This window comes from Paludisphaera mucosa (genome assembly GCF_029589435.1).
In the GTDB taxonomy this organism is placed as follows: Bacteria; Planctomycetota; Planctomycetia; order Isosphaerales; family Isosphaeraceae; genus Paludisphaera; species Paludisphaera mucosa.
On sequence record NZ_JARRAG010000002.1, the window covers coordinates 5,215,968 to 5,241,498 of the forward strand.

The window sequence follows — 25,531 nt, forward strand, 5'->3', positions numbered from 1 at the left end:
TCAACCTTGCTGGAGCCATCGGGCGACGTCGGGGGCGTGGTACGTGAGGATCATGTCGATCCCCGCGCGCTTGAAGCCGGTGAGCGTCTCCAGGACGATCCGCCGCTCGTCGATCCAGCCGCGCTCGGCGGCGGCCTTGATCATGGCGTATTCGCCCGAGACGTTGTAGGCGGCCAGGGGGACGCGGAAGGCGTCCTTGAGCCGTCGCGCGATGTCGAGGTAGGCCATGGCCGGCTTGACCATGATGACGTCGGCCCCCTCGGCCAGGTCGATGGCCGCCTCGCGCACCGCCTCGTCGCCGTTGGCCGGGTCCATCTGGTAGCCGCGGCGGTCGCCGAAGCTCGGCGCGCTCTCGGCGGCGTCCCGGAACGGCCCGTAGTACGCGCTCGCGAACTTCGACGCGTACGACATGATCGGGATATGAGCAAAGCCCGAGCCGTCGAGCCCGGCGCGGAGGGCGCGGACCATGCCGTCCATCATGCCCGAGGGGGCGATGACGTCGGCCCCGGCCCGGCAGTGGCTCAGGGCCTGTTCGACGAGCAGGGGGAGCGTCGCGTCGTTGTCGACGTCGATGCGGCCGGCCGTCTCGACGAGCGGGCCGCAGTGGCCGTGGTCGGTGTACTCGCAGAAGCAGAGGTCGGTGATCGTCAGCAGCTCGGGGGCCCGCTTCTTGATGAGGCCGATCGCCTGCTGGACGAGCCCGTCGTCCCGCAGCGCGGCCGAGCCGCGGGCGTCCTTGCGCTCGGGGATGCCGAACAGCATCACGCCGGGGATCTTCAGCTCGACGACCTGGTCGATCACCTCGCCCAGGCGGTCGAGCGACCACTGCCGCTGGCCGGGCATCGAGGCGATCTCGCGGCTCAGGTTGGAGCCGTGGTAGACGAACAGCGGGTAGATCAAATCGTCCCGGGTCAGGACGTTCTCGCGGACCAGGTCGCGGAGCCGCGGGTTGCCGCGCAGGCGGCGCGGGCGGTGGGTCGGATAGCCGGCGGCGGGATCGAACATGGGGGGCGATCGACTCCCTGGGGATTCGATTCCAATTATGGGGGAGGGTCGTCGCGCTTCGAGGGCGCGTTCGCGATCGGTCGGTTCCTTCGCGCTCCGACGACCCTCATCGGCCGCTGCGCGGCACCTTCTCCCGGGGGGAGAAGGTCCGAAGGGCCGGATGAAAGGGCGACGGCTCATCAGCGCGTCTCCCCCTCATCCGGCCCTCCGGGCCACCTTCCCCCGCGAGGGGGGAAGGCTTTGATGGTCCCGGAACAGGAATACAACGGAGGGCCGGGCTCAGTGGCCGCGGCGGTGGTGGTGGCTGGGGGCGGGGGCCGGGAAGAGCCGGATCTCGCCGTTGTTGGCGTCGTGGCACTCGATCTGGAGGTGCTCGCCGGCGACGCCTTCCTTGAAGTTGATCAGCACGGACATGCCGGACTCTTCCTCGATCCGGGCGATCGACTTCCGCTTGCGGTTGTTGAGGTAGGTGGCCACGCTCGGGCAGACCGTGACCTGGATCCGCCGCACGTCCTCGCGGTGCGAGGCCAGGGCGATGATCCGCATGACGTCGATCGCCATGCTCTCGGCCGACTTGACGACGCCGGCGCCGCCGCAGTTCGGGCAGTCCTCGTAGACCGACCGCTTGAGGCTGGGCCGGATCCGCTGGCGGGTCATCTCGATGAGCCCGAAGGCGCTCATGCGGAGGACCTTGGTGCGGGCCCGGTCGCGCTTGATGGCGTCGCGGAGGGCGCGCTCGACGCCCCGGCGGTGCCGCTCCTCGCGCATGTCGATGAAGTCGTTGACGATCACGCCGCCGAGGTCGCGGAGCCTCAGCTGGCGGGCGATCTCCTTGGCGGCCCGGAGGTTCATCTCGTAGGCCGTCCGCTCGGCGTCGTCCTCGACCCGGAAGTTGCCCGAGTTGACGTCGATCGCCACCAGGGCCTCGGTCTGGTCGATGACGATCGAGCCCCCTTCCGGCAGCGGCACGTGCCGGCGCTGGATCTTGGCGATCTCGTCCTCGATGCCGTACTTGTGGAACAGGGGGATCTTCTCGTCGTAGAGCTTGACCCGGTTGGCGAACCGGGGCATGACCACGCGGAGGAACTCCTGGGCGCGCTCGAAGGCGGCCGGCTCGTCGATCCAGATGGTGTCGATCTCGGACGTGAACACGTCCCGGATGGTCCGGGTGATCATGTCCGATTCCTGGTAGATCGGCGCCGGGCCCCGGGTCTTCTTGATGCGGCGGAGGATGACCTTCCAGAGCCGCAGCAGGTAGGCGAGGTCGCGGGCCAGCTCGCGCTTGGAGCGCTCCAGGCCGGCGGTGCGGACGATGAAGCCGAGCCCCTTGGGCGGGTTCAGCTCGTGCATGATCTCGCGGAGCTTCCGGCGCTGGCCCTCGTCGACGATCTTGCGGGAGACGCCGACGCGGTTGAGCCCGGGCATGAGCACGAGGTAGCGGCCGGGGATGCTGATGTAGGTCGAGAGCGTGGGCCCCTTGGTGCCGATGCTCTCCTTGATGACCTGGACCAGGACCTCGTCGCCGCGGCGGAAGATCTCCTGGATCGGCGGCTTGACCTGGCCTCGGCCGCGGGCGGCGCGGCCCCCCTTGTCGTCGCCGCGGCGGGGCCGGGCCTCGATGGGCCCGCGCAGGCCCATCTCGCGCTCCAGCTCCTCGATCTCCTCGATCTCCTTGCGGATCTCCTGCTCCAGCTCGGGGTCGATCTCCTCGTCGACGGCGGGCCGGACGGGCTCGTCGTGGAGGTCGTCGCCCTCGCCCAGCAGGTCGTCGAACTCCTCGTCGACGTCGTCGGCGAGGTGGTCGGGGACGCCGCGGCCGAAGGCCGGGGCGGGCTCGCGGAACGGCGCGACCTCGTCGAGGTCGCCCTCGAGCAGGTCGTCGGCCTCGACGTCGGCGTCGGCGTCGGCGTCGGCGTCGGAGGACGCGGGGCCCCCGAGCGACTCCGGACGCTCGCGGTCGCGGCGGCGGCCGCGGCGACGACGGCGGCGGCGGCCGTCGGGACGGGTCGAGGACGGGGCCTCGCCTTCGGCGTCGGACTCGCCCTCGGTCTCGGCCTCCAGGTCTTCGTCGACGCCCGCGCCGAAGCCGCGCAGCTCGTCGTCCTCGACGGGCTCGAACTCGCGGCCGCCGGGGGCCGGGCGGTCGCCGAAGTCGTAGTCGGACGACCGCAGCCGCTCGCGGCGGGGGACGTAGCCGGGCTCGCCGGCCCGGTCGTGGGCCCGGGGCCGCGGCGACCGCTCGCGGTCGACGGAGTTCAGACGTGTGCCCTTCCGATCTCGCGCCCGGGCTCCGACGCCGACGCCCCGCCCGAGGCCCCTCGGCGGCCGGCGCCGGCGCCGGCCGCGGCCGCCGAGGGGCCTCGGGCGGGACGTCGGCGTCGAAGCCCGGGCGCGACCGCCGGGGGGCCTCGGGCATGGCGCCGAACTCGGCGGCCGGCCGCGAGCGCCGGGGCTCGGGGGGCGTGACGGGCGTCGGCGGGGTCACGGGCGTGATCTCGCGCGGCCGGTCGGGCTCGGGGCGGTCGCCGCCCCGCGAGCGGATGGCGGCGCGGCCGCCGCGGCGGCGCGGGGGCTCCTCGGAGCCGAAGCTCGGGAATTCCTCGACCGGGGCCTCGGGCTCGTCCAGCTCGGGGGGCCCGAACGACGCCTCCTCGGCGGGCGCGGCGGGGCGGGGCGGCCGGCCTCCGCGGCCTCGGCCGCGACGCGGCTCGCGGTCGCGGCGGGCCGACGCGGAAGGGCCGGACTCGGGCTCGACGTCGGCCTCGGGATCGGGCCCGCGGTCGCGGGCGGCCGGGGGCTCGTAGTCGCCGAAGAGGGAGCCGGGACGGCCCCGATCGTCGCGGCCGAAGCCGAATTCGGACTCGGGTTCGGGCTCGCGGCCGGCCGGGGGCGGCGGCGTCTCGCGGCGGCGGGCGGTGCGGCTGGGGGGCAGGTCGGGGTCGAACGGCTCGGGCTCCTCGCGGCGGGGGGAACCCCAGCGCGACTCGGCCGGCTCGACCTCCTCGACGTCGCGCTCGCGCTCGACCGACTTGGACCACGAGGTCGGGCCGGCGTCGCGGCCGCGGGCGGGGCCGCGAGGCTCGTCGTCGAAGTCGGGCTCGCGGGGCGGCTCGGGGGCCGACGGCGGGGCCGGCGGCGGCGCGAGGGCCCGCTCGCGCTCGGCCTCGCGCTCGTCGACCAGCCCCTCGCCGAAGCGGCGGGGCGACTCGGAGCGGTCGCGGCGGCCCTTGATCGAGAGGTCGGGCCGCTCGCGCTCGGGGCGGTCGCGGCGGCGGGGCTCGCGATCGCGCTCGGGGCGTTCGCGGCCGGCGTCGCGTTCGCGGCCCCGGGGCGCGGGCCCGGGGGCCGGGCCGGGGCCGGGCCCGGCGGCGGGGCCGGGGCCGATCGGGGGCTCGGGATCGTCGCCCTCGGTGCCGGGGCGGTCGTAATACTGGGCCTCGACGTCGGAGACGTGGAGGAAGCCGTTGCGGCCGACCGAGAAGTCGACGAACGCGGCCTGGATGGCCGGCTCCAGGTTGACGATCTTGCCCTTGTAGATGTTGCCGGTGTAGCTCTCGTGGCTCGTGCGTTCGACGTAGAGCTCTTCCAGGACGCCGTTCTCGATGATGGCGATCCGGCACTCCTCCGGCTGGAGCACGTTGATCAGCATTTCTTTCTTCATGCGCTGTCTTCCGGGTGATCGCGGTTAGCGGGGATTGTTTCGTTCGGTCGGACCTGGGCGGTCCGAGGGGCCTGGGCCGGGTCGGTCGAGCCGAGGGGGCCGTCGGGCCGGCCTCGGCGCTTCGCGGTTCGAGGTTTCCTCGCGGCGAAGCGGGTTCAACCGGCCAGCTCCACGTGGGTGCGCGTCAGGTAGGCGCCGTCGTCGAGGAGGTCGCGGACGCCGAGGCATTCGAGCACTTCCTCGGGGCGGACCGAACCGTCGGGGGACGCCTTCAAGCGGGCGCAAAAGGTTCCGTCTGCGGTCAGGCGGGCGTCGAGCAGGAGCGGGCGCATGTCGAATTCGACGTCGCGCTTCTTGTCCGGTCGACGCCGGGTCACGATGCGGCTTTCGCTCTGCAAGAGGCCTTCGAGGGCCGTCGCCAGGCCTTGCCGGCGGGCTTCGGGGATGGGGATCTCGTAATCGGCCCAGGCGGGCCGAGGGGGGCGTGCGGAAGGCTCCAGGGCCTCGGCCTCCAGCCAGTCGATCCCGGCGGGGGAGGCCGCGGCGAGGCGGCCCTTCAGCTCGTCGGGGTCCGTCGGCTCGGTCAGCTCGACGTCGACGACCTCGTTCAGGCCCGCGATCCCCAGGCCCATGGCGAGGGCGAAGGTGATCTTGGGCCGGGGCGAGAACCCCTGGGTGGAGGCCACGGGGATCGACGCGCGGCGGATCATCCGCTCGAAACAGCGCATGACGTCGTGATGGCTGGTCAGGCGGAGGTCGCCGCGCTTGGCGAACCGGAGGCGGACCTTGACGGCTTGGGTCATGGGATGCGTGGCTTCGGTCGGCCGATCGATCGGCCGTTCCGCGTTCACGAGGCCTGGCGTCCCGGCTCGGTCCGGGTCCGCGGGCCGCGGTTCCTCACGCTCGACGGGTCGAGGCCCGGGTCGTCGGCCGTGGCGGGCCGGCCCGCCGGGCGCGGGGGGGTCGAAGGAGAGGGACGCGGCGCGTCTAAGTCGCGGGGGCGTCGTGAGGCGTCTCGGCTCGGCTGGGTTCGGCTCGATTCGGTTCGGGTTGCGGTGTACGGCGTCAGTGCTCCCGGCGGCGCCTTCGCCTCCGCCCTCGCGGGCGGGGGGGGCCGGGCGGGAGCCCGGGGGGACGATTCGGGGGCGCGGCGGTCGCGGCGTCAGCCGGCCGGGGCGCCCGTCGCGGCGTCCGAGATCATCGGCAGCAGCGCGGATTCCAGGAGCGCGACGACCTCGCCGGCGGTGTCGAGCCGGAGGGCCTCGGCGGCCACCTCCCGCGCCCGATCGAGGCGGACGCCGCGGATCAGGCGGCGGACCTCCGGCAGCTGGTGCGGCGGCATGCTCAGCTCGCGGACGCCCAGGCCCAGCAGGAAGGTCGTGTACAGCAGCTCGCCGCCCATCGACCCGCAGACGCCGCAGGGGATCCCCCGCGCGGCGGCGGCCTCGACCACCCTGGCGATCAGGCGGAGCACGGCGGGGTCGGCGGCGCTGTAGAGGTCGGCGACGGTCTCGTTGGTGCGGTCGACGGCCAGCGTGTACTGGATGAGGTCGTTGGTCCCGATGGAGAAGAAGTCCACCTCCTTTGCGAAACGGTCGGCCATGAGGGCGGACGCCGGCACCTCCACCATGATCCCCACCGGCAGGGCCTCGCGGAGCGGGCGGCCTTCGGCGCGGAGCTCGGCGGCGACCTCGCCCAGGACGGCGCGGGCGCGGCGGAGCTCGTCGAGCGTGGTGACCAGCGGCAGCAGGACGCGGACGTCCCCCAGGGCGGAGGCGCGGAGCAGGGCCCGCAGCTGGGTCCGGAACAGCTCCGGCCGCCGCAGCGAGAACCGCAGGCTGCGCAGGCCCAGGGCGGGGTTGGCCTCGACGCCGCCGCCCAGGTGGGGCGACAGCTTGTCGGCGCCCAGGTCGAGGGTGCGGATCACGATCGGCCGGCCCTGGAGCGAGCGGACGGCCTCGGCGTAGGCCTCGAACTGCTCCTCCTCGGTGGGGGGCGCGATCGAGCGGAGATACAGAAACTCGGTGCGATACAGGCCGACCCCGGCGGCGCCCCATTTCAGGCAGGCCGCGGCCTCGTCGACGAACTCGATGTTGCCCCAGAGGCCGACCTCGGCCCCGTCGAGGGTCACCGCGGGGAGCCCCGCCTCTTCCGAGAGGGTCCGGTAGCGCGCCGACCGCTGCTCGGCGGCGGCCTGGTAGCGCTCCAAGGTCGGCGGGGCGGGGTCGAGGATCACCAGGCCCTCTTCGCCGTCGAGGATCGCCCGGCGGGCCGAGCGGGCGTGGTCGAGCAGGCTCCCCACGCCGGCGACGGCGGGGATCTCCAGGGCGGCCGCGACGATCGCCGTGTGGCTGGCCCGGCCGCCGGCCTCGGTGGCGAAGCCCAGGACCCGGCGGGGGTCGAGCTGGGCCGCGTCGCTCGGGGTCAGGTCGTGGGCCAGGACCAGCGAGGGGGCCGCCAGGTCGTCCTGGAACGACTTCGGCCGCCGGCCCGCGAGCTTGCCCACGATCCGGGCCTCGATGTCCCGGACGTCGGCCGCCCGCGCCGCGAGGTGCGAGTCGGCGAGGCTCTCCAGCCGGCCGGCGTGGCCTTCGAGGACCTCGATGACGGCGTGCTCGGCGGAGATCCGGTGCTGCTCGATCCGGCCGCGGGCGTCGGCCCGGAGCTGGGGGTCGCCGATCATGGCCGTGTGGGCGGCGAGGATCTCGGCGTACTGCGGGCCCAGCCGCTGCCGCGCCTCGGCCTCGGCCTGGGCGCACTCGGCGGCGGCCGCCGCGAGGGCCTCGTCGAGCCGGGCGACCTCGGCGGCGACGGCCTCGGCCGCGACCTTGCGGGGCGGCAGCCGCAGCCCCTGGTGGTCCAAAACCACCACCGGGCCGATGGCGATGCCGGGGCTGACGCCGATCCCCCGGAAGACCTGCTCGGGGGCCGTCTCGGCGGGCTCGGGCCGGGCGGCGAGGGCCGGGTCCGGGCTCGGGGGCGTCGACGTCGGGGCCGCGGCGGGGGTGGCCGGCCGGCCGTCGCCGTTCCAGGATGTGTCGTCGATCCCCAGGGTCATCGGGGCGGCTCCCCGCCGGCCCGGGGCTCGATCGGCTCGCCGTCGTCGTCCTCGTAGAACTTCGCCTCGGCCAGGGCGGCGAGGGCCGCGACGGCGTCTTCGGCGTCCGGGCCGCGGGCCTCGACCTCCAGCCGCGAGCCGCACTCGGCGGCCAGCGAGGTCAGGTCGAGGATGCTCTTGCCGTTGAAGCTGCCGCCGTTGAAATGCACCCGCACGTCCGACTGGTACCGCAGCGCGAGCTTGACGAACTTGTCGGCGGGCCGCAAATGGAGCCCCAGACTGTTGGAAATCTCGATCCAGCGGCGTGCGACGGTCGTTTCGTGGATCATCAGCGGCTCGATCGGCGTGCGTGCCGGCGGCGGGCGGACCGCGGCGGCCGGCGAGGCGGACCGCCGGCCCGGGGGCCGTCCATCGCGGCGGGTTGAGTCGTGTCGTTCGCGGTTCGTCCCGCCCGCGTCGACGGCCCCCCCTCGCGGGCGGGCGTCGGCGGCGGCGGGCGTCGTCAAACGGCGGCCCCGTCGGCCTCTTCCAATGTCTCGACCACCTCTTGCGGCGACTTGGAATTCCGCAGGAAGCTCACGAAGCGCTCGTCCTTCAGGTGCCGGGAGATGTTTTCCAGGGCCCGCAGGTGGTCGCCGGGCTGGTTGTGGGGCGACACCAGCAGGAAGAAGATGTTGACGGGCTCGCCGTCCAGGGCCGCGAAGTCGACCCCGTGCTGCGAGAGGGCGACGGTGCCGATCAGGCGCTGGAGGGTCGGGTGCCGGGTGTGGGGCACGGCCACGCCCATGCCGATCCCGGTCGAGCCCAGCTCCTCGCGGTTCAGGATGGCGCGGATGACGCTCTCGACCTCGCCGTCGGCGAGCTGGCCGGCGGCGTTGAGGCCGGCGACCATCTCGCGGATCGCCTCTTCCTTGCCCGTGGCCTTGAGGTCCACGATGATGCTGTCCCGGACCACGAAATCCAATAACTTCATCCGCCCCTCCATCGACGGGCCGCCTGGCCGATCGCTTCTTCTTCATCCCGGCGCCGCCCCCGCGCCTTGACTGGCGGGAGGGGCGGGACGCCCGCGGGCCGGCCGCGTTCGGGGTCGGCGGACGGCCGACCTTCGAAGCCGCGCGGCGGGCGGGCGCGCCGGACGTCGTCCCCGCGGGGACGCGCCTGGGCTGGGTTGCGACGCCGTCCCGAATCGGCCCGGATCACTCGACCTCGCCGTTGGGCGTCGGTTCGACCGATCCCAGGGGGATCCCGCCGTGTGGGACGTCGCCTTTGTGGTGCTGCGTCTTCTCTTTATACTTCCGGAGCTGGTTCTCGATCTTGTGGAGGCACTGGTCCGCCGCGGCCTCCAGGGTCGGGCCGGTCTCGGTCGCCACGAAGTCGTTCTTGTGCTCGGCGGACACCTGGAACTCCACGTTCCAGGCCCCCTTCTCGTGCGAGGTCGCGATCTCGATGGCCATGAGGCGGCCGAACTTGGTCAACTTCCCCGCCTTCTCTTCCAGCCGTTCCCGCTGGCCCGGGGCCAGCTCCCCATGTCGCGACGAGATCTTGATTTGCACCCATCGACTCCTTGTCTGGCGCCGGACGCAAGCCGGGAGAGGGTTCGCGTTCCGGGCGACGGAACAGTCGATTCACCTTAACCTCCGGCTCGCGGCGAGGTCAAGCCACCTCCCGTTCAAAGGCTTGCGCCCCGGCCGCCGCGCCCGGACGACCGCACCCGCCGGCGCGGTCGCCGCCGGATTCCTTCTTAAGCTCGAACGCCGAAATCTCGAAATCGCCGCGGGCCGCCGGGCGGCCGGCCCTTCCCTCGCCGCGACGGCCCCTCTATAGATGGTGGGTCGATCCCTTCACGCCCGGGGGCCTTCGCCTGATGTGGACCCAGAATTACGACCCGTTCGGGAGCTGGCCGGCGTCGACCGTGCTCGCGGCGCTTCCGATCCTGATCCTGATGGGGCTGCTGATCTCGAACCGGGTCGCGGCCTGGAAGGCGGCGGCCGCCGCGCTGGTCGCCGCCTGCGCGACGGCCGTGCTGGGGTTCGGGATGCCCTGGCGGATGGCGACGGCGGCGGCCGGCCTGGGGGCGGCCTTCGGCCTGCTCCGGATCGTCTACCTGGTGATCTCGGCGATGTTCCTCTACGACCTGGCGGTGACCACCGGCCGGTTCGAGGTTATGAAGGCGTCGATCGCCCGGCTCTCGCCCGACCGCCGGGTTCAGGCCGTGCTCGTGGCCTTCTCGTTCGGCAGCTTCCTCGAAGGCTGCGCGGGGTTCGGCGCCCCGGTGGCGATCGCCTCGGCCTTCCTCGTGGGCCTGGGGTTCCGGCCCCTCCAGGCCGCGGTCCTGGGCCTGGTGGCCGACACGGTGCCGGTGACCTGGGGGAGCGTGGGGATCCCGCTGACGACCCTGGGCGCGGTCTCGGGCATGGACGTGCAGGCCCTCAGCGTCACCGCGGCCGTGCTCCTGTTCCCGGCCGCGCTGATCATCCCGTTCTGGCTGGCGGCGATCGTCGCCGGCCCCCGCCGCTCGTTCGAGGCCTGGCCCCCCTTGCTGGCGGTCGGGGGGGCCTACGCGATGGTCCAGCTCCTCTGGGCCCGGTACGTCGGGGTCGAGCTGGTCTCGATCGCTTCGTCCATGGCCAGCCTGGCGGCCGGGGTCGTCGCCCTGCGGTTCTGGAAACCGCTCCACCCCTGGCGGTTCGAGGGCGAGGACGAGGCGAAGGCGGACGACGCCGGGGTCGTCGACGTCGACTTCGGCGGCGCCGGACCGAAGCTCTCGGCGGGGGCCGTGGCCCGCGCCTGGATGCCCTTCGCCCTGCTGACGGCGATGGTCCTGGTCTGGGTCGCGCCGACGGTCAAGCCCTGGATGGACGCCCGGGCGTCGTGGAAGTGGGAGGTCGCCGGCCTGCATCGCCAGGTCGTGCGGGGGCCGGCGGTGACGGGCCGCGAGACGTCGACCCCGGCCGACCTGGAGGCGGCGGTGCTCGACTTCGCCCCGCTCTCGGTCCTGGGGACGGCCGTGCTGCTGTCGGCCGTCGTCGGCGGCCTGCTCTCCGGGGTGGGGCCTCGCGAGCAGGTCCGGATCTTCGGGGCCACGGCGCGGCGGATGACGATGCCCGGCCTGGCCATCCTCTGCATGCTGGCCCTGGGCTACATCACCCGTTATTCCGGCATGGACGCCGTGCTGGGCCTGGCCTTCACCCGGACGGGCCCGGTGCTCTACCCGGCCTTCGGGACGGTGCTGGGCTGGCTGGGGACGGCCCTGACCGGGTCGATCACGTCGAGCAACGTCCTGTTCGGCAACCTCCAGCGGATCACGGCGACGCATCTCGGCCTCTCGCCGATCCTGATGGGCGCGGCGAACTCGGCCGGCGGGGCGATGGGCAAGATGATCGCCGCCGCGTCGATCGTGGTCGCCGCCGTGGCGACGGGCGAGGGGGGCCACGAGGGCGAAGTCCTCCGCGCCGCGCTCCGGCACAGTTTGGCGATGATCGTCCTGGGGGCGGCCGTCGTCTGGCTGGTCGCCCAGTTCGCGCCCGGGCTGGTGGCCGTCCCGGGCTGAGCCGAACCGGGCGAGAGGGGCGTCAACGCGAGACGGCCGAGGGCGCGGGGCCCTCGGCCGTCTGGGGGTTCCTGGGATCTTTGGGGACGTCGTTCGACCGGCGGGGTCGCGTTCCTTGGAGATTCAGGTGGAGGAAGGCGGGTCGCCGGTGGGACGGTGCGGTGGGGCCTTGGGGAAAACCAGGACGTCCTGGCCCGACCGCTCCATTCCAGCTCAGCTACGACCCCGATTCTCCCAGTCGGACGACTCGGTGCAGCGGCCGTAGCCGGCGTCGGGGGCCTCGTCGCTCTGCATGGCGGCTTCGGGCTCCTCGGCGGGCTGGGCGGCGTACTCCCGGGGCTCGACCTCGGCCGGCTTGCCCACCACGTGGGCGACGGCGGACTCGACGTCCCGAGGCGGCTCCTGGGCCTGGGTCCGCGAAGTTTCGACCAGGGTCTCGGCGAGCTTGCGGCTCGACGACTTCGGGGCGCCGGCCTTGGCGGCCTTCTTGGTGCGCTTCTTCAATCCGATCGACACGGGACACCTCCCCGCGCGGCGCGGGAAAATCCTGGGGTCGTGAACTCGACGCCTGGGAGGGACCGACGGGTCCCGCATCGGGTTCGCGCGCCCCGCGACCGCCCTTTCCATCATGGCGGTCGCGCACCCGCCGACGCGGCGGATGCGGAGCCGACGGCCCTCGGCGGTCCACGGCCGTCCCGACGTGGCGTTGGGGACGATCCGGGCTTCGCGGCGAGGCTGTCGCTCCACTCTAAATCTATCCGTCGGGACCCGATTCCGCCAGCCCCGGGCCGCAAAATTCCCCCGGACGACCCTTGTCCCCGTCATCATCCGTCGCCACCATGCATCGGAGGGGCGGCCCGGCGTCCACCCCGCCCCGAGGACGATCGGCGCATGCGTATCGGCATCCTTTCGGACACCCACGACCAGGTGGCCCGCACGGGCAGGGCGGTCGCCGCGCTGCTGGCCGCCGGGGCCGAGGCCCTCATCCATTGCGGCGACCTGACGATCCCCGACGTCGTCGCGGAGTGCGTGGGCGCCCCGGCCTACTTCGTCTTCGGCAACTGCGATTACGACCTCGACGCCCTCCGCCTCGCCATGCGCCGGATCGGGGCGACCTGCCTCGAGCAAGGCGGCCTGATCGAGCTGGCCGGCCGCCGCATCGCCGTCGCCCACGGCGACTCCCGACGCGAGATCGACCGCCTGGCCGCCGACGCCCCCGACTACTTCCTCTCCGGCCACACCCACCACCGCCGCGACCAGCGCGAAGGCCCCGTCCGCTTCCTCAACCCCGGCGCCCTCTACCGCGCCCAGACCTTCACCGTCGGCCTCCTGGACCTGGCCTCCGACGAGTACACGTCGCTCACGATCCCCCGTTGAGGCGTCGGCTTCGCTTTGGCTCCCTTCGTCACGAGGCGGTTTCACGCGGTTCGGCGTAAATCATTATTTGGTATTGGTTTGACGTCGATCCTGGATTGGGTTCGTTGGGCGTTTCGAGCATGGTTTTTCGTGCTCTCGAAACTCGCGTCGGCGGTTCGGCGGGTGTAGGACGCACGTCCCCCCAATGGGATGATGGGATCGAAACGTAAGCTCGCGAGGCTCCCGCCCGCGTTTTTTTGCGAAAGCTCGCCGGATCGGGCGCGTCCCGGGCCCTCGAAATCCGCATCGAACCCCGGATGGCCGTCGGAGGCCGCCACGACCCGTCCCGCGCGTCATGGGCCCTATCTCGGGCCGGGAAAGTTCGCCTTCGGGCGACGGTGTCCTAGGTTAGCCATGGACCGACCACCCAGAGCGACTTCGGGACGCCGATTTCGTCCCATGTCGCTCGTTCGTGACGTTGAGCGAACACGCGTGGATGCCCGGGCGACGCCGACGGGCCCGACCTTGGCATCGGTCCGAAGACGTGGCTCGCCGACGACGGGCGTCCGTCGTCCCCACCCCCCCTTGAGCACGAGCGTCGCGACGGCGCGGCCGGTGGGCGTGGGGCGGCCGGTAGGACTGCGCGCCTCGCAACTTGCGACACCTTCAAGGAACCGACTCATGCCGCTCTCCACCTCGCACGACCTCGACGGACTCCGTCGCCATTCCTCCCGACCCGACCGCGACATCGCCCTCGCGTCCAGCCAGAACCGGAAGGCGAGGCGGCCGAGGGCCCTGCGGCTGAACCTGGACGCCCTGGAGAACCGTCAACTGATGACGATCGTCCCGGGGGCCATCGTGCCGGGCCAGCTCTACCAGGACGTCGCGTTCTACGATGCGAGCGGCGACACGGTCGAGATCCGGATGGACGGGCCGACGACCGGCGTGCGGGGGTTCACGCTGAGGCTTGCGGGCGAGGCGACGGGCCACGCCGACGTCCAGACGCTGAACCTGATCGGGCTGACGGCCGAGAACGGCCTCAGCGTGATCGTCACGCCGAACGAGCTGATCATCAACGCCGGCCCCGACTACAACAAGATGTTCAGCGCCGGTTACACCAACGTGGCCTCGATCACGGCCGACGCCGGGGTGACGGCCCTCGGCAGCGTGAACCTGAGCGCCGCCATCGTCGACGACGTCGCGCTGCCCGCCGTGGCCGTCGGCAACATCACGCTCGACACGGGCATGGTCACGTATGTGGACCGGGTCAACACCTCCGTCCTGAACTCGATGAACATCAGCGCGCCGGTCATCACGATCACCAGCCCGATCACGGGAGAGGCCGAGATCTTCGACGAGAGCCCCGTCGGCTCGAACGGCCAGTACAACCCCTGCGCCGGCCTGATCGACCTGTGGGACGTCGAGGCGCTGAGCGTGGGCTCGATCGTGGTCAACGGCTCGATCAGCGCGACCACGTCCGACACCTACGACGCGACCCAGCAGACGAACGACCTCCGGGGCGTGATCGACGTCTCGGGCGAGATCGGCTCGATCGTCGCGCCCCGCAGCGCGATGCGCAACGCGATCCGCGCCGGCGGCGTCGGCTCGATCCGGCTGGGCCGGATCGACGGAGAGATCACGACGCGCGACGCGGCGCAGGCGATGACGATCGCGCTGCCCAGCCAGTTCACCGGCTTCCTGCACGCGGCCGGCCACCTGAACGTCGGGTTCACCAGCGCGACCGCCGAGCTGGCGACCGGGAACATCTGGGCCGGCGGCGGGATCTCGGGCACGGACCCCTCGGAGGGCGACCCGATCCTGGTGCCCGACAAGTACGCGGCGGCGGTCGTGGACGCGAGCCCGACGAAGGGGATCGCCGACGTCGAGGTGAACGGCGCCGCCATGTCGCGCTGGATCTCGGCGTCGAGCATCGGCAAGGTCACGGCGCTCACCTTCGACGCGGGGGCGTCGTTCGAGGCCGCGACGGACATCGGCGGCGTCGAGATGCTCATGCCCACCGCGGCGGGGGGGACGACGGCGAACCCGACGCGCACGCCGGCCGACATGGAGGGCTTCTTCAAGGCCGGGCGGGACATCGGCGACGTCAAGTCGGCGAGCGGCGTCAAGGCCCAGCTCATCGCGGGCCGGAACATCGGCAAGATCACGGGCGTGGCCGGCGGTCTCGAATCGACGGTCGTGCTGGCGGGCGGCGACGTCGGCGACATCTCGGTCTACCAGACGACGGCCTCGACGACGCAGATCTCCGCCGGCGGGGATATCGGCGACGTCCGCGTCTACTCGGGCAGCGTGGGCTGGCGGGTGAAGGCCCGGAACATCGGCGACGTGCTGGTCGACGCCGGGTCGCTGAACCTGGCCGTCTTCGTCGCCGCGCAGGACCTGGGCTCGGTGACGGTCACCAGCCCGGACCTGGCCGCGATCGAGGGCGGCAGCCTGATCGCGGGCCGCGACATGGGCCAGGTGACGGCCTACGCCTTCGCGGGGACCGGCATCCACGGGACCCTCATCCAGGCCGGCCGGCGGATCGCCGGCGTCAGCGGGACCTCCTACGGCTCGCTGATCCTGCCCACGGTGACGGCCGGCGCGACGACCGACGTGGCCGCCGTGAACAACGGCATCGACGCCGCCCAGATCCTCGCCCCCGCGATCGGCCCGATCCTGGGCCAGGCCTACGTGGGCACGGGCCTCTACAAGGTCGTCGTCCACGCCCAGACGGGCGACGTCGACTCGATCACCGGCGTCGGCAACGGCGACGGGATTTTCGAGTCGATCGTCGTGGCCGAGGGCGGCATCGGCCCGATCACGGGCCGCTCGACGGTGCTCGGCCGCGGCATCGAGGGGGGCTCCTTCGACGCCAACGGCAAGACCTCCGCGGCGCTCGGCAAGATCGGCCAGGTGACGGCCGAAGGCGGGCCGGCCGGCGGCCACGGGATCGAATTGACGCGGTTCCAGGCCTCGAACCGGATCGCCGGCATCGACGCCACCGCCAACGCCAACGGCGGCGACGCCATGAACGGGGTCGTCACTTACGCCGTCAGCTACGGGCCGATCAAGGCCCTCGTGCTCGGCGGCCAGACCGGCAACGGGATCGTCGACGCCTCGTTGCGGGCCTGGTCGGACTACGAGAACGCCCGCCCGGACGTGCAGGTCGACTCGATCCACGTCGACGTGAGGTCCGCGCTCGGGATGGGGATCAGCGGGTCGATCTTCCAGATCAAGGGCGACCTGACCGACCTCGAATCGAAGGCGATGAACGCGGCGGCGATCTCGACCAGCCGGTTCAGCCTCACGCAGGGGGACTTCGGGCGGATCGACGCGGCGTCGATCAACGGCGGCACCGCCATCGACTCCAGCGAGTTCGTCGCCAGCAACGGGTCGATCACCTCGGCCCGCGACCTGGCGAGCGCGGCGACGTCCGGCATCACGGCGACCGCGAGCGGCACGTCGGCGCTGGCGCACGCGATCTCGGGCTCGACCTTCCTGGCCGACGGCAACATCGGCGTGATCAACGCGACGACGCGGGGTGGGACGGCCATCCTCGACTCGATCTTCGTGGCCGACTCGGACTACGGCAACTCCGCCAACGGGCCGAACCTGTCGGGGGGCGCCGCCGAGGACGACGACCTGGGGACCATCTTCGGCGTGTACGCGAAGACCTCGGGCCAGGCCCTCGTCGGCTCGGCGGGGATCTTCGGGTCGAGCTTCGAGGCCGAGCACATCGCCTGGATCACGGTCGAGGTCACCGACCGCGAGGAGGGCGGCGCGGGCATCTCCGGCTCCATCTTCAACGCCCGCAACGCCGTGTACGACGGCGCGGGGGCCTTCGACAACAAGGGGAGCATCGGCCCGATCACCGTGACGGACGGGTCGCTCCGGGGCGACGGGATCGAAAACAGCCAGTTCTACGCGGGGGCCGCCGGCTCGATCGGCGACATCACGGTCACCACGCTGGGGGGCGTCGGGATCCTCGGCAGCGAGTTCCGGGCGTCGTCGTTCGACTACGACCAGAAGCACTTCACCGGCACGATCGGCGACGTCCGCGTGACCACGGGACGCGCGGGGGGCCAGGCTTTCCCCCTGCCGCCCGCGCCCAACGACGCCTGGACGCTCTTGCCCGCGGGCATCAGCGGCAGCTACTTCGCGGCCGACGCGGGCATCGGCGACGTCGACGTCAACGCGCTGGGCACGGGCGTCTTCTTCTCGGCCTTCCTGGCCGACTTCGACGCCATGGTGCGGCTGGGCTCGATCCCCGGGTTCATCCTGCCGATACTGGCCGAGGACGTCCCCGGCGACCTCGGGAACGTCGCCATCACGTCGAACGGCCGGTTCGGGTTCGGCTCGGTCTTCTCGCTCTACACGGGCGAGAACGTCGGCAACGTCACCATCAGGGTCTCATCGCGGGAGACGCAGGCGTTCACCCTCGATCGCCCCGACCTGGCGACGGGGCCGGTCGGCGCGGCCATCCAGGGCCTCTCGAACATCATCGGCTTCGCGATGGGGTCGAGGTTCGGCCCCGCGGCCAGCGCCGGCAGCGCGTACGTCGCCACCGGCGGCAACATCGGCCGCATCGACGTCGCCAACCTCGGCGCGGGCTTCGACTCGCTCGGCTCGGCCTACGTGGCGCTCCCCCTGGGCTTTTACGGGCCGGTGAGCCGGATGGACGCCGCCTGGGGGAACTTCTTCTGGGGCATCCCCCGGCTGTTCGCCGGCAGCGCGCCGTCGGTGGCCGGCAGCGCCGCGACCTCGGTCGCGCCCGCGTTCGTGGGGACCTACAAGGCGGGCGACGGGATGTTCTTCAAGGTCGGCTTCAGCAACCCGGTCGACGTCTCGGGCAAGCCGCGACTCCAGGTGAACGTGGGCTCGACGACGAGGTGGGCCGAATACGTCTCGGGGGGCGGCACCTCGGAACTCCTCTTCTGCCTGGTCGTCCAGCCGGGGGATTCGGGCGACGTGACGATCCCGGCCGGCGCGAGCATCCAGACCGACGTCGGCGACCATATCGCCGAGAGTTCCACCGGCCTCGCGCTGACGCAGCTCACGCCGGCCGCGATCGGATTCGCCGGGGTCCGCGTGGGACCGGCCGCGAACGCGACCCCGGTCGACGCGACGGCCCCCGTCGTCGTGGGCGTCTCGGCGATCCAGTCCTCGGCCCGGAAGTACGCCGAGGGCGTGGTCCTGACGATCCAGATCACGTTCAGCGAGGCGGTCTCGGTCCGGGGGCTGCCGACCGTCCCGCTGACGTTCGGGACCCTGAGCCGCTCGTTCGTCTACAGCGGCGGCGACGGGACCAACACCCTCGTCTTCCGCTACACGCTGACCCGGGCGGACGTCGCCAGCCGGAAGACCGCCGCCACTTCCGGACAGATCCTGCTGCCGGCCGGGGCCTCGATCGCCGACCTCGCCGGCAACCTCGCGACGTTCCCGGCCGCCCAGACGGCCTCGACCCAGGTCGCGACGAGCGTCGGCAAGAAGCCGGCCGTCGTCCGCACGAACGTCGCCCATCCCCGCGGGCCCGCGGCGGTCTTGCGGCCTGCTTCCCGGGCCGTCCGGGCCGGCTGATCGCGGGAGGTTTTCGATTGCGAGCGGGCGGCGCGGGTCGGTTTCCGATCCCGCGCCGCCCGACTTCAATAACGGCGTCGATCGATCAACGTAGGCGAAGGGCGACGCTGTTTCGTCGCAGGAGCAGGGGGCCGCGCGGGACGACGGTCCGGGCGGCGGAGTGGATCGGCGCGGGGATGGTCCGGGGCTGGCGCTGGGGGACGCCGTTGCGGTACGCGCCGCCCAGGGCCGTGTGGTCGATGCGGACCGACGCCGCGCCTGCCAGGGTGTTGCCGGCCAGGTCGGCGATCGAGCCGTCGAGGTCCAGGCGGTAGACGAGGTGCAGGTTCAGCTGCCGCGGCAGGCGCAGGGTCACGGCGGTCGCCGAGCCGTCGAGCGTCGCGGAGGACGCGGTGAAGGCGCGGTCGTCGCGGGTGCCGAAGCGGCCGTCGCGGCCCGGGTCGACGATCCGGTAGGCGCCGGCGTTCGTCCCGGCGGCGGCCGCCAGGGGCTCGCTGAAGGTCAGCACCAGGATCGTGGGCTGGGCGTGGAAGCCGTAGCGCACGAGCGAGGCCAGGGCCGGCCCGACGGCGTCCGTCGGCCCCGTCACGCCCCCTCCGTCGGACGGCGGGGTCGTCGTCCCGCCTCCATCAGGCGGCGGGGTCGTGCCGCCTCCGCCCCCCGGGGCCGCGACGTCGTCGTTGAGGATGGTGACGGTGGAGGCCGTCTGCGCGCCCAGGGTGTAGCCGTCGCCCGCGAGCAGGACCACCTGGAACGCCTCGTCGGGCTCGACCGTCGCGTCGCCGGCGATCGCCACCTGGATGAGCTGCGTCAGCGGCCCGCCGGGCGTGAACGTCAACGCGGCGACGACGGGCGTCAGGTAGTCCGACCCGGCGACGGCCGTGCCGGCGACGACCTGGAAGTTGAGCGTCACGATCGACGTCGGCGCGGCCGAGAGCGTGACCGGGATGCTGACGAGGCGCGTGCCGGAGTCGCCCTCCGCGAGGCTCGTCGTCGCCGCGCCGATCGCGGCCGTGGGGGCCGGCGTGGGCGTGGGGGCGGCCGCGACGACGGCCGAGGCCGAGGCCGCGTCGTTCGGCGAGTTCGGGTCGACCGTCTCGCTGGCGAAGAGCCCCCGGGCCGACACCACGAAGCCGTCGGCCGCCGCCGGGTCGACCTGGACGACCATCGTGAAGGTCAGCGTCCCCCGGTCCGGGGCGAAGGAGGTCGTGGCCCGGACGTCGCCGACGCCGCCGACCTCCGGCGTGGTCGCCGTCCAGCCCTGCGGAGCGGTGAAGCTGACGAACGTCGCGCCGGCCGGGGCCGAGACGAGGAACTGGGGCGCGACCACCCCGTCCTCGGAGTTGGGGATCGTGACGGTGAACGTGAAGGTGACGAAGCCGCCGGGCGCGATCGTGCCGGGGTCCGCCGACGCCGCGACCGAGACGTCGATCACGCTCGGATCCGGAAGCAACGACGGGCCGAACTCGGAGGTGCCGAGGAAGAAAGCCTCCCCGGCGACCTCGGTGGCCGTCGCGCTGTAGAAGGTGAAGCCGGTGTCGTCGAGGATCCGGGAGAAGGTCGCCGCTCCCGCGCCGTCGGTCTCGACGAGGAAGCTGTCGACCAGCGCCTGTCCCTCCCCGAGGCCCGACGGGTCCCTCGCGTCGTTGCCGAAGACCTGGATCAGGTAGCTCAGGCCGGGCGTGCTCTGAAGCTCCCCGTCGACACGCGTGGTCGCGCCCAACCGGGCGACGAACGTGATCGCCGGGTAGTTCTGGAGGCCGTTGGGGCCGACGTCGGCGTCGCCCGGGTCGTTGTCAGTGACGCCGTCGCCCGAGCTGCTGCCTACGCCGAAATTGCTCCCCCCCAGGTCGATGCCGAGGCCGGCGTTGGCGAAGATGGAGTTCCCCAGGATCGGGCTGTTGAGCGGCTGGCCGAAATCGGGCGTGCGGATCGCCACGCCCGCCGCCCCGTTGAAGGCGATGACGTTCCCCTCGCCGAAGTTGGTCCCGCCGATGAAGGCCGGGCGGTTGTCGACGTTGATCCCGTTGCCCGCGTTCCCGAGCGGCGATTGGCCGGAGCGGTCGGTGCCGATGTAGTTCCCCTGGATCCGGACCTGCCCGGACGAAATGCCGGAGAGCCGGATCCCGTTGAATCCGTTCCCGGAGATGATGTTCCGGGCGGCCGGTTCCGCCCCGCCGATCAGGATGTCGAGGAGGGGCTCGCCGGTGCCGCCGACGGCGACGTAGATCCCGTTCCCGGTGTTGGGGACGGCGGAATTGCCGTCGGGGTCCGGGCCGATGTAGTTGCCCTGCACGGTAATCAGGCCGCGGCCGAGCACGAGGCCCTCGCCGGCGTTGCCCGAGATCGTGTTGCCGGCCTCGAAGCTCGTGCCGCCGATCAGCACGTCCCGCAGCATGACGCTGCTTGCGGCATTGACGCCGATGCCGTTGGGGAGCGCGGCGGACCCGTCCGCGGTCAGGCCTATCCGGTTCCCCTGGATGGTCAACCCGGAGAACGAGGCCTCGTCGACGATGTCGACGACGTTGATCCCCGTGTTGGTCCCGGAGATCACGTTGCCGGCGGACGCGACGTCGTCGACCTGGCCGTCGGCCGCGTCGTCGCCGCCGATGAGCGTGTCGAAGCCCTCCGTGATGGTGATCCCCTTCTCCCCCTCGGCCCCGACCGCGGCGTTCCCGGCGGCGTTCGTGCCGATCAGGTTCCCCTGGATCCGCGTGCCGGTGGGGGCCGGCAGCTGGTCGAACCTGTTGCCGACGGTGATCATCCCGTCGACGCCGTTGGAGAACCCGGTGGCGATGACGTTGCGCGCCCCCGGCGCCACCCCGCCGACGAGGTTGCCGGCCCCCGAGCTGACGACGATCCCGCCCAGGGCGTTCCGGTTGGGCGTCGTCCCGTCGGCCGCCACGCCGATGAACGAACCCTGGATCACGTTGCCGTCCGACACGATGTTGATCGCGTAGTCGCTGCCGCCGAGCGCGATCCCCCGGATCGTCGACCCGCCGCCGGCGAGGGTGAGCGCGGTCCCGGACACCGGGGCGTTGATCTGCACCCGGATCACCGCTTCCGAGATGGTGCGGTTGGTGTTCGGGGCGGCGTCGCCCTGGGTGTAGCCGTCGATCACCACCGCGTCGGTGATCGTCGGGAGGGCCGCGCCCAGCGTGACGACCTGCACCCCCGCGCCGGGGACGTCGAACTCGATCCGGTCCGGCGTCGCCGGACCGGTGTTCAACGGCCCCGACACCAGAGCCTGCTCGCCGGCCGTCAGCGTCCCCAGCGGCAGGGCGCCGTTGGCGATCAGGATCGCCTCGCGCAAGGTCAGCTGATCGTCCCGCGACGCGGGGGCCGACGGGTCGGCGTCCAGCGGCGACGTCACCGAGATCGTCGCCGGCGTCCGGCGCTCCTCCAGGATCTCGGGACCGAACATCCGATGCGCGAAGCGGCGTCCCGGCCGCCTACGGTTCGAGCGATGGCCCAGCATGTTCCTGACCCCCGGCGTGTTGAAAATCGCCGCCTCGTCGTGGACGAAAAGGCGCGGAATCCGGCCGCAAAAACCCCGTAGAGCGTGCGTCTTGACGATAATATGAACCGCGATTTGCATAACGCTACGTAAAAGAAGGGGAAACTTACACGAATCAGAATGCAGCTCCGCGTGATGGCATGGCCTCGCGAATTCTTTGGGAAGAACGAAGCCATAAGTAAGCATGAGTCCTGGTCCTGCGGACGGAGCCGGGGCGGCGTCGATGCAGCCCGGCGCGAATTTCGGCGGCGACCCGGGGGGGGCGTCACGGAATCGGCGGCTCGTGCGTCCTTGGGCCGAATCGAGTCTGGAACGGGGGCGACGCAGAGATGGACGAGTCCTTGGGCCGAATCGAGTCTGGAACGGGGGCGACGCAGAGATGGACGAGATCGACGCGAGGGGGGCGGATCGGCTGCGGCCGAAGCTGCTGGCGGTGGCGTACCGGATGCTCGGCGACGCGACCGAGGCGGAAGACGCGGTGCAGGACGCGTACCTGCGGCATCACCAGCACGCGGGCGAGGTGGTCGACGCCGAGCCCTGGCTGGTGAAGACGACGACGCGGATCTGCATCGACCGGCTGCGGCGGGCCAAGGCCCGTCGCGAGGCGTACGTCGGGCCCTGGCTCCCCGAGCCCGTGCCGCCGACGTGGCCCGGCGCCGCGCCCGACCGGGCCGAGCTGGCCGAGTCGCTGTCGATGGCCTTCCTGGTCCTGCTCGAGACCCTCTCCCCGGCCGAACGCGCCGTGCACCTGCTGCGCGAGGTGTTCGGCTACGATTTCGAGGAGATCGCCGGCCTGCTCGACAAGTCGCCGGTCAACGTCCGCCAGATCGCCTCGCGGGCGAAGAAGCGGCTGGACCGGCGCGAGCCCCGATTCCGCCCCGACCCCGGCGAGGCCGACGCCCTCGCGGAGCGGTTCTTCGCCGCCTGCCGCGAGGGCGACGTGCAGGCCGTCGAGTCGATGCTGGCGGCCGACGTCGTCCTCTACGCCGACGGCGGCGGCAAGACGTTCGCCGCGCCCCGGCCGGTGGTCGGCGTCCACAAGATCGCCCGGCTGCTGACCGTCGCCTTCCGCAAGCTCGAGGCCGTCGGCGAGGCCTCGTACGCCGTCGTCAACGGCCGACCCGGCCTCGTGTTCACCCTCGGCGGCCACGCCCACGAGGTCGCCACCGTCGCCGCCGACCCGGGCGGCGCGTCCGTCGCCGCCGTGTACATCGTTTTGAACCCCGACAAGCTCGGCCTCTGGCCGGCGACTTCATCCTCGAACCAGGGAGACGAATCGTCATGGAACCCCGACTGAACTACGCCAAGCTGGCCCCCGAGCCGATCAAGGGCCTCTTCGCCATCGGCAAGTACCTCGCCGATTGCGGCCTGGAGCCCTCGCTCGTCGAGCTGGTGAAGGTCCGCGGCTCGCAGCTCAACGGCTGCGCCTTCTGCCTGGACATGCACACGCAGGACGCCCGCTCCCACGGCGAGACCGAGCAGCGGCTCTACGCCCTGACCGCCTGGCGCGAGACCCCCTTCTTCTCCGACCGCGAACGCGCCGCGCTCGCCTGGACCGAGGCCGTCACCCGGATCGCCGAGGGCGTCCCCGACGCCGTCTACGAGGAGGCCCGGGCCCAGTTCTCCGAGAAGGAGCTGGCCGACCTGACCTGGGCCGCCGTGGCCATCAACGCCTGGAACCGGCTGGCAATCACCTTCCGCGTCCCGCCCGGGACGTACAAGCCGCAGATGATCGCCGCGATGGAGAAGCAGCTCGCCGGCGCCTGACGCCTTGACGCCGACCCGGGCGGTGGGGTCCGATGGCGGGACGTCGATCCGAGTTTCACTCGCAGTCGAGGCCGCCCGGGCCCCGCCGCTCACGCGGCTTCGCGACCCCGTCGCCGGCGTTCCGACGAGTCGGGAGGGCTCCTGTGCGAAGGTCTTACGCGTTGCCGCTCATTGCGATCTCCATCGTGCTGATCGGCATGGTGAACAGCTTCTTCGTGCAATTGGGGTATGCGCTCCCGCTCATGGCGGCCTTGTGCGTGCTGGCCGGCCTGGCGAACGTCTTCTTGACGTCCTGGGTGATCGCCCTGGACAGGGCGGTGATTCCCGCAATGATTGCAGCGAGGTTGGAGGCTGTCGGCTTCCTGTCGCCAAGGACCGTCCGAATCGCGGGATACATCGCGACCTCGATCGGAGCGGCCATGGCCTTGTGCCTGATCCTGCGGGTGATTTGATCAGGTCGGCTCCGCCCCAAAGCCCGCTCGGCGGGGCGGCCTGGCGGCGGGAGGCGGCGACGCCTATCCTGGCCCCAGGCCGATCCATGTCGGCCGCGTCGGTGGTGCTCGCCCGAATCGCGCGCAGAACCTCCGGAGGATGCCCATGGGCTACGGCCTGTCCGTGTTCCTCGTGCCCTGCGAGGCCCTCGCCCTCGCCTTCGGCCGGAACGACGAGGCGCTTCGGGACGAGGCGCTGGCGGCCCTGGAGGCCGACCTGGCCGACTACGACCGGCAGATGGACGCGCCCTCGCCCGACAACGACGTCGACCTGAGCCACGCCGCCGCCCTCCGCGAGATCTTCGCCGGCTCGTTCACCGAGGACGTCCCCGGCGCGCGGTACGGCTGGGCGTTCGAGGCCCTCTGCCGATTCCTCGGCGAATCGCTGGAAAACTCGGGCTTCATCCCCTGCAATTCGGCCTGGTACAACGACCTCGACGAGGTGCTGGCCGAGCATCAGGTCCCGCTCGAATTCTCCGACCTGATCGATCGGAGCCCCATCCCCTTCCCGGAGCCCGACGACTGGCCGTGCATCGGCCACTGGGGTGACGCCCACCTCGCGGCGGCCGACCCGCTCGCGACCGCGCTCGGCGCGATCGACGACCCGGAAATCCGGACCGCCCTGGAGACGGCACTCGGCTGGCTGCGCGCCGCGAGGGGCCGCCCCGGAAGCCTGATCGTCGGCTTCCACGGCTGAGGAGGGCCGGTTGATGGAACCAGCGAGCGGAAGGGCCCTCCGACGCCGGCTGAGATTCAGCCTTCGCGCGGCGATGCTGCTGATCCTAGGCCTCGGTCTCTGGCTGGGGTGGCAGGCTCGCCTCGCCCGGGAGCAGCGCGAGGCCGTCGCCGCCGTCGAGGAGTACGGCGGCTTCGTCCGCTACGATTGGGAGTTCGTCGACGACGACCTCGCGCCCGGGGCCGCCCCGTGGGCGCCCGGCTGGCTCAGGCGGGCGATCGGCGAGCACGACTTCCAGTCCGTGGCCGAGGTCAACATGGTCTATTCCACCGACCGACGCGGGAAGCCGGACCTGACTCCGCGCGAGTCGGACGCCCTCATGGCGAAGCTGACGGCCTTCCCGAGGCTCCGTTACCTCTACATCCCCGGCGAGCTGGCGACCGACCGGGCGATGGAGACGATCGAGGGCCTGACCGAGCTGGAGACGCTGAGGATGTGGGACGCGAAGGTCACCGACGCCGGCGTCGCGAAGATGCGGGCCCTCCGGAAGCTCAAGGTCCTCCAGATCAGCGAGGCCGGGCTGGGAGACGACTCGCTGGCCCACCTGGCTTCGTTGGCGCGGTTGGAACGCCTGGACCTGGCGGGGAACCGGTTCACGGACGCCGGGTTGGCCCACCTGGGCGGCCTGAAGGCCCTGGCGTTTCTGGGCGTCAACCGCTCGAAGGTGTCGGACGCCGGGCTGGACCAGCTTCGCACCCTGACCAACCTGCAGGAACTCTGGGTCGCCGGCACCGCCGTCAGCGACGAGGGAGTGATTCGGCTCCAGGCGGCGATGCCCAACCTCAGCACCGTGCGATAAGCCGGGGTCGTCTG

The 25,531-nt window shown here is 72.1% G+C and carries 18 protein-coding genes and 1 pseudogene; 9 read left to right on the top strand and 10 right to left on the bottom strand.

Annotated features, from left to right (window positions below; translation table 11 throughout):
* Positions 1–1,005 carry a porphobilinogen synthase gene (gene hemB / locus PZE19_RS30080; protein ID WP_277864302.1) on the bottom strand — a complete coding sequence of 335 codons (1,005 nt, stop codon included), beginning with the start codon at positions 1,003–1,005 and terminating at the stop codon, positions 1–3.
* 279 nt (positions 1,006–1,284) lie between these two features.
* The gene (locus PZE19_RS30085; protein ID WP_277864303.1) at positions 1,285–2,643 is read right to left on the bottom strand and encodes an Rne/Rng family ribonuclease; all 1,359 of its coding nucleotides are present in this window, start codon (positions 2,641–2,643) and stop codon (positions 1,285–1,287) included.
* A gap of 99 nt (positions 2,644–2,742) precedes the next feature.
* On the opposite strand from PZE19_RS30085, the gene PZE19_RS30090 reads away from it, so the two are divergent.
* A complete protein-coding gene (locus tag PZE19_RS30090) occupies positions 2,743–3,471 on the top strand; it encodes a hypothetical protein (RefSeq protein WP_277864304.1) in 729 nt (242 codons plus the stop codon).
* Between the two features lie 799 nt (positions 3,472–4,270).
* Here the strand turns inward: PZE19_RS30090 and PZE19_RS33295 are convergent.
* From PZE19_RS33295 to PZE19_RS30120, 6 genes and pseudogenes are all read right to left on the bottom strand, one after another.
* A pseudogene (locus PZE19_RS33295) lies at positions 4,271–4,666 on the bottom strand (S1 RNA-binding domain-containing protein); the annotation flags it as partial.
* A 155-nt stretch (positions 4,667–4,821) separates the two neighbouring features.
* Entirely contained in the window at positions 4,822–5,469 is a 648-nt protein-coding gene (locus PZE19_RS30100) for a TIGR03936 family radical SAM-associated protein (RefSeq protein ID WP_277864306.1), read from the bottom strand.
* 359 nt (positions 5,470–5,828) lie between these two features.
* Positions 5,829–7,724, bottom strand: coding sequence for a phosphoenolpyruvate--protein phosphotransferase (gene ptsP / locus PZE19_RS30105; RefSeq protein WP_277864307.1), 1,896 nt, complete (start codon positions 7,722–7,724; stop codon positions 5,829–5,831).
* A complete protein-coding gene (locus tag PZE19_RS30110) occupies positions 7,721–8,053 on the bottom strand; it encodes an HPr family phosphocarrier protein (RefSeq protein ID WP_277864308.1) in 333 nt (110 codons plus the stop codon). The genes ptsP and PZE19_RS30110 overlap by 4 nt, the downstream gene beginning before the upstream one ends.
* Before the next feature lie 173 nt (positions 8,054–8,226).
* The gene (locus PZE19_RS30115) at positions 8,227–8,697 is read right to left on the bottom strand and encodes a PTS sugar transporter subunit IIA (protein WP_277864309.1); all 471 of its coding nucleotides are present in this window, start codon (positions 8,695–8,697) and stop codon (positions 8,227–8,229) included.
* Between the two features lie 223 nt (positions 8,698–8,920).
* Positions 8,921–9,277 carry an HPF/RaiA family ribosome-associated protein gene (locus PZE19_RS30120; protein ID WP_277864310.1) on the bottom strand — a complete coding sequence of 119 codons (357 nt, stop codon included), beginning with the start codon at positions 9,275–9,277 and terminating at the stop codon, positions 8,921–8,923.
* 311 nt (positions 9,278–9,588) lie between these two features.
* Here PZE19_RS30120 and PZE19_RS30125 point away from each other — a divergent pair, with 311 nt between their 5' ends.
* The gene (locus PZE19_RS30125; RefSeq protein WP_277864311.1) at positions 9,589–11,274 is read left to right on the top strand and encodes an L-lactate permease; all 1,686 of its coding nucleotides are present in this window, start codon (positions 9,589–9,591) and stop codon (positions 11,272–11,274) included.
* A 213-nt stretch (positions 11,275–11,487) separates the two neighbouring features.
* On the opposite strand, the gene PZE19_RS30130 is transcribed toward PZE19_RS30125, so the two are convergent.
* Positions 11,488–11,790, bottom strand: coding sequence for a hypothetical protein (locus tag PZE19_RS30130; RefSeq protein ID WP_277864312.1), 303 nt, complete (start codon positions 11,788–11,790; stop codon positions 11,488–11,490).
* A 375-nt stretch (positions 11,791–12,165) separates the two neighbouring features.
* Here PZE19_RS30130 and PZE19_RS30135 point away from each other — a divergent pair, with 375 nt between their 5' ends.
* The gene (locus PZE19_RS30135; protein WP_277864313.1) at positions 12,166–12,651 is read left to right on the top strand and encodes a metallophosphoesterase family protein; all 486 of its coding nucleotides are present in this window, start codon (positions 12,166–12,168) and stop codon (positions 12,649–12,651) included.
* 660 nt (positions 12,652–13,311) lie between these two features.
* Positions 13,312–18,207: a beta strand repeat-containing protein gene (locus PZE19_RS30140; protein ID WP_277864314.1), complete on the top strand. Its 4,896-nt coding sequence runs from the start codon at positions 13,312–13,314 to the stop codon at positions 18,205–18,207.
* An 85-nt stretch (positions 18,208–18,292) separates the two neighbouring features.
* On the opposite strand, the gene PZE19_RS30145 is transcribed toward PZE19_RS30140, so the two are convergent.
* On the bottom strand, positions 18,293–21,685 hold the full coding sequence (locus PZE19_RS30145; protein ID WP_277864315.1) for a beta strand repeat-containing protein: 3,393 nt from the start codon (positions 21,683–21,685) through the stop codon (positions 18,293–18,295).
* A gap of 418 nt (positions 21,686–22,103) precedes the next feature.
* Here PZE19_RS30145 and sigJ point away from each other — a divergent pair, with 418 nt between their 5' ends.
* The 5 genes from sigJ to PZE19_RS30170 all read left to right on the top strand — a co-directional run bounded on the left by sigJ (position 22,104) and on the right by PZE19_RS30170 (position 25,517).
* Positions 22,104–23,021 carry an RNA polymerase sigma factor SigJ gene (gene sigJ / locus PZE19_RS30150; RefSeq protein ID WP_277864316.1) on the top strand — a complete coding sequence of 306 codons (918 nt, stop codon included), beginning with the start codon at positions 22,104–22,106 and terminating at the stop codon, positions 23,019–23,021.
* Positions 23,006–23,491 (top strand): carboxymuconolactone decarboxylase family protein, encoded by a 486-nt coding sequence (locus PZE19_RS30155; RefSeq protein WP_277864317.1) that lies wholly within the window; start codon positions 23,006–23,008, stop codon positions 23,489–23,491. Before sigJ ends, PZE19_RS30155 begins: the two co-directional genes overlap by 16 nt.
* 161 nt (positions 23,492–23,652) lie before the next feature.
* On the top strand, positions 23,653–23,943 hold the full coding sequence (locus PZE19_RS30160; RefSeq protein WP_277864318.1) for a hypothetical protein: 291 nt from the start codon (positions 23,653–23,655) through the stop codon (positions 23,941–23,943).
* A gap of 139 nt (positions 23,944–24,082) precedes the next feature.
* Positions 24,083–24,679 (top strand): DUF7691 family protein, encoded by a 597-nt coding sequence (locus PZE19_RS30165; protein ID WP_277864319.1) that lies wholly within the window; start codon positions 24,083–24,085, stop codon positions 24,677–24,679.
* 13 nt (positions 24,680–24,692) lie between these two features.
* A complete protein-coding gene (locus tag PZE19_RS30170) occupies positions 24,693–25,517 on the top strand; it encodes a leucine-rich repeat domain-containing protein (RefSeq protein WP_277864320.1) in 825 nt (274 codons plus the stop codon).
* The last annotated feature ends 14 nt before the right edge of the window (positions 25,518–25,531 follow it).

Bases quoted from the DNA above. Each gene is read 5' to 3' on its own strand.
- hemB (WP_277864302.1), bottom strand. From the start codon at position 1,005: ATGTTCGATCCCGCCGCCGGCTATCCGACCCACCGCCCGCGCCGCCTG.
- PZE19_RS30085 (WP_277864303.1), bottom strand. From the start codon at position 2,643: ATGGGCCTGCGCGGGCCCATCGAGGCCCGGCCCCGCCGCGGCGACGAC.
- PZE19_RS30100 (WP_277864306.1), bottom strand. From the start codon at position 5,469: ATGACCCAAGCCGTCAAGGTCCGCCTCCGGTTCGCCAAGCGCGGCGAC.
- ptsP (WP_277864307.1), bottom strand. From the start codon at position 7,724: ATGACCCTGGGGATCGACGACACATCCTGGAACGGCGACGGCCGGCCG.
- PZE19_RS30110 (WP_277864308.1), bottom strand. From the start codon at position 8,053: ATGATCCACGAAACGACCGTCGCACGCCGCTGGATCGAGATTTCCAAC.
- PZE19_RS30115 (WP_277864309.1), bottom strand. From the start codon at position 8,697: ATGAAGTTATTGGATTTCGTGGTCCGGGACAGCATCATCGTGGACCTC.
- PZE19_RS30125 (WP_277864311.1), top strand. From the start codon at position 9,589: ATGTGGACCCAGAATTACGACCCGTTCGGGAGCTGGCCGGCGTCGACC.
- PZE19_RS30135 (WP_277864313.1), top strand. From the start codon at position 12,166: ATGCGTATCGGCATCCTTTCGGACACCCACGACCAGGTGGCCCGCACG.
- PZE19_RS30140 (WP_277864314.1), top strand. From the start codon at position 13,312: ATGCCGCTCTCCACCTCGCACGACCTCGACGGACTCCGTCGCCATTCC.
- PZE19_RS30145 (WP_277864315.1), bottom strand. From the start codon at position 21,685: ATGCTGGGCCATCGCTCGAACCGTAGGCGGCCGGGACGCCGCTTCGCG.
- sigJ (WP_277864316.1), top strand. From the start codon at position 22,104: ATGGACGAGATCGACGCGAGGGGGGCGGATCGGCTGCGGCCGAAGCTG.
- PZE19_RS30155 (WP_277864317.1), top strand. From the start codon at position 23,006: ATGGAACCCCGACTGAACTACGCCAAGCTGGCCCCCGAGCCGATCAAG.
- PZE19_RS30165 (WP_277864319.1), top strand. From the start codon at position 24,083: ATGCCCATGGGCTACGGCCTGTCCGTGTTCCTCGTGCCCTGCGAGGCC.
- PZE19_RS30170 (WP_277864320.1), top strand. From the start codon at position 24,693: ATGGAACCAGCGAGCGGAAGGGCCCTCCGACGCCGGCTGAGATTCAGC.